We start from the raw sequence: 4,900 nt of genomic DNA on the forward strand, positions 1-4,900 counted from the left end.
GGCAAAAGATTGATAATGATACGGTAAGAATAAATTTAGTGCTTAGTTGGGGTTTCATTTGGTTATTATTGGCTAGCTATTTTGTTTGGTTTTATCAAGATGTCATTTTTAATTTGCAGAGCAATTTAAAAGAACAACGGATATGGTGTTAAGAAACAAATTTATACGAATTAATTGCTCTTTTAATACGTCGAATTACTTTTTTTATAAGTGAAATTATCATTTGTAGAGATTTGTGCTCCGTAAAAAAAATGGAAATTAGAATCTGTTGTTTCTGCGTGAGGGATAGCAACGGAAAGCCCACAGCCCGATTCTTCATCGGGCGAGGACTTGAAGTGTATAGCCCGACCCTTGCGCAGCTTGGGGCACGCCCTAATAATTGTAAGATTCTCTTTCAACAAACAAACCTTATCCATATCATTTTGTTATATTCATATAAATTATAGGAGACCCATACCATGGCAAGTAACGAGAATAAAGGATCGCAGGATAAAATACACAGTACCACAGAAAATAGCGAAATCAATAAAGAGAATCTCGCTTATGATAAAAATAAGCAGAGTTACGAGCTCGATGTAAGAGGTACAGATAAAGATTACGACCACCCAATGGGATACGAAACGGTTGCTGCTGGTGCCAAAGATGATGATTCGACCTATGATGAAGCTAACCCTTATATTGGTGATGAATATGCCCGCAATGAAGAAATTGCCGAGGATAACCTGGAAGAATTAGGCATGCACGTAGATAACGGGGAGAGTGTAAAGCTGAACCCTGAAGATGAAATCCTTGCCCGTACACCCGAAGATAACCGCGATGATTTAGATGAAGAAGGTTATCCGATTAACGATACGCCCCAAAAATAGTCAATAGATCACTGTCGTGAGGATAGTTATTTGACGAAACAATCATAATTGGAAAAGCAGGGTTATACATTTACGATGATGTGTAGTCCTGCTTTTTATTTAGTAATTTTTAACCGAATAAGTATTGTTCAGTTGTCGGATCTGAAATTTAAGGATTAACATCTAAGTTAAATCTCCTGCGCAATTCGTCGAGTTTTGGGTTTTTATTTACCAGGTAATCATACTTTTCACGGTTGCCATAAAGCCTGTTTTCTATTTTACGTTCAACCAGTTTGTAGGTAACCTCTACACCAAAATTGCTAAGCTCATTTCTCAAAAAGTTCAACAGCTCAACAGATTCTTGTTGTACAAGGTGTTCCTGCGTTTTACTTTCTACCGAAATTTCGATCAGCTCGGGATTTAAAAGCGTAGGCGCGAAATTATTTAAGATGGTAAAAAGATTGATTTTATCGGTCGCCTTCATTTTTTGAGTAAAGGCATTCCATACTTCCAATAAGCGGTCGTAACTAAAAGGTTCTCTGGCCTCACCTGTAACTTTTTTTGGACCCTTATCGTCATCTTCCTGTGCAGCCCGGTTCAGATCGTTTAGCGATGGAATGAGTGTACTTATCGCATTGGGCTTTGGAATATTGATACTAATGGAAGTTGCAGATGGTGGCGGACCAACCCTGGGTGTTTCCTTAGGTTTTTCTTCTTCAGGAATGTTCGGTAAAACAGCCGTTTTAACAATAGGCGCTACAGCTTGATCCGTATTTTCGCTTTCTGTTTTTGGCTTTGGTGTTTCTGCCTGTCCAGCTACGACATTAGTTTTTTTTTTATCCTGATCTACGTCAGTTGCTGTGTTATTAGGGCTTAAAGGCTGTTGTGCTAAATTGACGACCGACCGGATATGGCACATTTTAATCAGTGCCAGCTCTACCTGTAAACGCTGGTTTTTAGAATTCTTGTAATTTAGATCGCAGGTATTGGCCAGGTTTAATGCTGTTAGCAAGAAGGATAATTCTGTTTGCCTGCACTGATCGAGATATTTTTGTTTGATGTTTTCGCTAACTTCTAAAAGTTTAATGGTCGATGCGTCTTTACCTACCAATAAATTACGGAAATGCGAAGCCAGGCCATTTATAAAGTTATTCCCATCGAAACCGTTATTTAAAATTTCGTCGAACAGGAGTAGGGTTTGGCTAACTTCTGCTGCGGTTAAATAAGAGGTAAGCTTGAAAAAATAATCGTAATCTAAAATATTTAGGTTATCGATTACAGCTTTATAAGTAATGTTCTTGTTTGCATAACTGGCAATCTGATCGAACATCGAAAGTGCATCACGCAGTCCACCGTCTGCCTTTTGGGCAATAATATGCAAACCATCACTTTCAAACGCAATATTTTCGCGTTGGGCAATGGTTGATAAGTGACTGGCAATATCTTCTACCTGGATCCGGTTGAAATCAAAAATCTGGCAACGTGATAAAATAGTCGGCAGGATTTTATGTTTCTCAGTGGTAGCCAGAATAAAAATAGCATAAGAAGGTGGTTCTTCCAATGTTTTCAAAAAGGCATTAAATGCACTCTGCGATAACATATGAACCTCATCAATGATATAGATCTTATATTTTCCGGCTTGTGGTGGTATTCTAACCTGCTCGATTAAGCTACGGATATCATCAACAGAGTTGTTTGAAGCCGCGTCTAATTCGTGAACATTAAAAGAATGCCCGTTCTGAAAAGAAAGACAATTGTCGCACTGGCCACAGGCTTCCATTTCTGCTGTAGGGTTGGTACAGTTAATGGTTTTTGCAAGGATACGTGCACAGGTTGTTTTACCCACACCACGAGGCCCGCAGAATAAAAATGCCTGGGCAAGTTGATTGTTTTTAATGGCGTTTTTTAACGTACCGGTAATATGCTGCTGGCCAACAACGGTTTCGAAGGTGGCTGGGCGGTATTTACGGGCAGAAACGATAAAATTTTCCATCGGCACGAAAATAGGAATTTTTTATCAGTTGGAATGTGGTAAGATTGGAATGTTGAAAAGTTGTAATATGATCAGGCCGGAGGCTTAAGCTTAAAGAACAATTTATTTATGATAGTTGTAAAATAGCTTATATCTTTCTTCAAACCGATCAAAACTGCCAAAAGTAAGTTCAATCGCTTTTTCGGTATCGTAACCCTGCGTATTTAGTTTAATTACTTTTTTAAGCAGGTCTGTTCTTTTGGATTTTATAAAAAAGTAGATCACACTGTAAGCTGTATTGTAATTGTCGTCTATATCATGTCCGTAAAATGAACCACTGTATATTTTAAAGAAATTTTTTAGCCTTTCGGTGTCTTTCGAATCTATTCCTGCTTTTATACGCTTAATTCTGCCACTTTGTGGATAGGAGTATAAATTTCCCTCGCTATCGAAATCTAGTGTTTCGAAAAACTCTGCAAGGCCTTCGTTTAGCCATTTAGGCGATTTTTTAAAATTAAACTGGAAAATACTATGGCTAGCCTCATGGAGTGCTACCGAAATGAAATCGCTGCTCTTATATACAAAGGCTTCGTTAATTGCGGCAATATAAAATCCAGCACTATTTATTGGTGCACTATATGTTTTTTGCGCTAAGCGATAATCTTTACTTTTTCCATAGAGGTTTATTTTAACAGGTGCAGTAATGTTCTCTCTGGTTTCAAAAATTTCGTTACAGAACATGCGTTCGTAAGCTATCAGTTTCTCTATCTTCTTTTGCTCGGTTTCGCTTATTTTGCAGTTAATAAAATTGATATCAACATATTGGGCGTAAAGGGATAGGCTTATAATATTTGCTATTAGAAGCAGCAGAAATTTGTTCATGTTTGCTGTCTTAAATCTCTTTGTTACAGTTGTTTTTCTAATAGTTTTTTTATTTGTCCGTTATCCATAAATCCCAAAGCTGGATTTACCACTTTCCCTTCTTTATTAATCAGTACTTGATGCGGAATACCTGTAATTTTAAATTTATCAGCTAAATAACGCCATTCATCGCTTTTTAAGCGATAGTGCTGTCCTTTTATAGTTGGTACTAAATTCTGATAGGCAGCTAAAGGTGAACTTTCGTCGGTAATGTAAACAAATACCACATTACTATCCTTCATTTCTTCTTTTAGAGGCCTGATTTCTTCAATTCCGCTAAGGCAGGGGCCGCACCAAGTTGCCCAAAAATCAACTAATATAACTTTGCCAGCATGTTTGCTGATAATGTTATCTAAAATTTTATCGGCTTCTACTTTTGGTGTTTGGTTTACAAAATATCCCCCATTTTTTTTATTGGCGATGATCTGTTTTTGGGTATCGTTGTTTCTGAGTTTGATATAATCCTTTACGAACTCATTGTCGATGCCTGCYAAAGTGTAAGATAGATAGCGATCATTAATCGGGGAGAGTTCTTTTACAATTGGCCTTGAAATATTTTGAGACTTAACCAGATTAATCAATAATCCACGGTTTTGGCCAAAGGCAGAATCAATAGGCTTAAGACGGATGTTAGAAAAATATCTTTTCGTAAATAAATTAATAAATTCGGCATTATCCTTAAGCCATTTGTCTTTAATGATTACAGTCTTTTCATCTGTCTTTAAAGATAAACCATCCTCTGATATCATGGTTTCAAATGCCTTGTCGTTTTCATTTAATATACTGCCATTTTTTTTGATAGCATTTACCATATCGCGATAATTATGGGTATAACTAAGGCTTCCTGGATTAAAGCCGGGTAGAAAACTAATCCGGTTTATAAAAGTTTCATACTCACCGCTGATGACAGATATTTCGTCATTGATGATGTTTTTATCAATAAAAGTGTAGTAATCATCAGGGTATTTTTCTGCTTTCTCTTTTTCCGCTGGATTGCTGCTTCTAGTGGCATTTTGAAAAAGCATATTATATTCCAGAATATGCGAGGCATAACCGAGCACAATATCTAATTTTTTAATTTGATAAGCCTTTTCGCTTACAACATTAAGGCGATGTACAGAATCTAATTTTTTGCTTTCTAAGGCCTGAAGCTCAAGTAAGT

General features: G+C 37.0%; 4 protein-coding genes. 1 reads left to right on the forward strand and 3 read right to left on the reverse strand.

Annotated features, from left to right (window positions below; all coding sequences use genetic code 11):
- Positions 1-458 precede the first annotated feature (458 nt).
- Complete coding sequence (locus tag AC1DPQ_RS17590) at positions 459-866, forward strand: hypothetical protein (protein WP_477581066.1); 408 nt, start codon at positions 459-461, stop codon at positions 864-866.
- Between the two features lie 148 nt (positions 867-1,014).
- Here AC1DPQ_RS17590 and AC1DPQ_RS17595 read toward each other — a convergent pair whose 3' ends face one another.
- The 3 genes from AC1DPQ_RS17595 to AC1DPQ_RS17605 all read right to left on the reverse strand — a co-directional run.
- Entirely contained in the window at positions 1,015-2,838 is a 1,824-nt protein-coding gene (locus AC1DPQ_RS17595; protein WP_477610388.1) for a DNA polymerase III subunit gamma/tau, read from the reverse strand.
- A 102-nt stretch (positions 2,839-2,940) separates the two neighbouring features.
- Positions 2,941-3,699: a DUF1570 domain-containing protein gene (locus AC1DPQ_RS17600; protein ID WP_477581063.1), complete on the reverse strand. Its 759-nt coding sequence runs from the start codon at positions 3,697-3,699 to the stop codon at positions 2,941-2,943.
- A gap of 23 nt (positions 3,700-3,722) precedes the next feature.
- Positions 3,723-4,900 (reverse strand): TlpA family protein disulfide reductase (locus AC1DPQ_RS17605; RefSeq protein WP_477610389.1); only part of this gene is annotated, 1,178 nt, incomplete at its 5' end.

Source organism: Pedobacter sp. 01T416_2 (assembly GCF_056398925.1).

Excerpts from the sequence above, each read along its gene's own strand:
- AC1DPQ_RS17590 (WP_477581066.1), top strand. The coding sequence starts at position 459 with ATGGCAAGTAACGAGAATAAAGGATCGCAGGATAAAATACACAGTACC.
- AC1DPQ_RS17595 (WP_477610388.1), bottom strand. The coding sequence starts at position 2,838 with ATGGAAAATTTTATCGTTTCTGCCCGTAAATACCGCCCAGCCACCTTC.
- AC1DPQ_RS17600 (WP_477581063.1), bottom strand. The coding sequence starts at position 3,699 with ATGAACAAATTTCTGCTGCTTCTAATAGCAAATATTATAAGCCTATCC.